This is a genomic window from Bradyrhizobium sp. STM 3809, from assembly GCF_000239795.1.
Classification (GTDB): domain Bacteria; phylum Pseudomonadota; class Alphaproteobacteria; order Rhizobiales; family Xanthobacteraceae; genus Bradyrhizobium.
On record NZ_CAFJ01000394.1, the window covers coordinates 1 to 1032 of the forward strand.

Sequence of the window (1032 nt, forward strand, 5' to 3'; positions counted from 1 at the left end):
ACATCGATCGCCATATGCGATACTCCTGGCAATGACCGGGAGAGAGCGTGCTCAGGCTCGTCAGGCGATGCCGCCCGGCTTGCCGCGCGTGACGTAGCGGCCATCGCCTTTGGCGCCGAGCAGCTTGCCGTCGCGCACGACGAACTTGCCGCGCAGCATGGTGGCGACCGGCCAGCCGGTGATCTCGATGCCTTCATAGGGCGTGTAGTCGGAGCCGTGGTGCAGGCCGGACTGGCTGATCCTGGCCGTCTTATTCGGGTCCCACAGCGCGATGTCGGCGTCGTAGCCGATGGCGATCGAGCCCTTGCCTTTCAGGCCATAGGTCTTGGCGTGGTTGGTGGCGGTGAAGGCGACGAACTGGTTGAGGCTGATGCGGCCCTTGCTGACGCCCTCCGAGAACAGGATCGGCAGCCGGGTCTCGACGCCGGGAATGCCGTTCGGCACCCAGCGGAAGCTGGTGCGGCCCTTCGGCGTCAGCTTGCCGGCCTCGTCGTCGTAGCGGAACGGGCAGTGATCGCTGGAGAACAGCGAGAACACGCCCCTTTGCAGGCCTTCCCAGCACGCCTCCTGGCTGGCGTGATCGCGCGGCGGCGGCGAGCAGACATATTTGGCCCCTTCCATGTTGAGACCCTGCATGTCCTCTTCCGTCAGCACCAGATATTGCGGGCAGGTCTCGCCGTGGATCTTCAGGCCGCGCATCTGCGCGCGACGGATCTCCTCCATCGCCTCGCGGTTGGAGACGTGGACGATCACGATCGGCACGTCGATCAGCTCGGCCAGCGAGATCGCGCGATGGGTGGCCTCGCGCTCGACCGGGATCGGCCGCGACTTGCCGTGATAATAGGGCGCGATCTTGCCTTCGCGCTCGAGACGGTCGGTGAGGAAGCGGATCGCGTCGTAGTTCTCGGCGTGGATCTGCACCAGCGCGCCGGTTTCGCGGGCGACCTGCAGCACGCCGAGGATCTCGTAGTCGTTCAGCGCCAGCCCTTCATAGGTCATGAAGATCTTCAGCGACGAATAGCCGTCGGCGAC

General features: G+C 65.4%; 1 protein-coding gene. It reads right to left on the reverse strand.

Going from position 1 to position 1032, the window contains the following annotated elements; genetic code table 11:
- Positions 1-60 precede the first annotated feature (60 nt).
- Positions 61-1032: amidohydrolase family protein (locus BRAS3809_RS19835; protein ID WP_035657069.1), on the reverse strand; the 972-nt coding region annotated here is incomplete at its 5' end.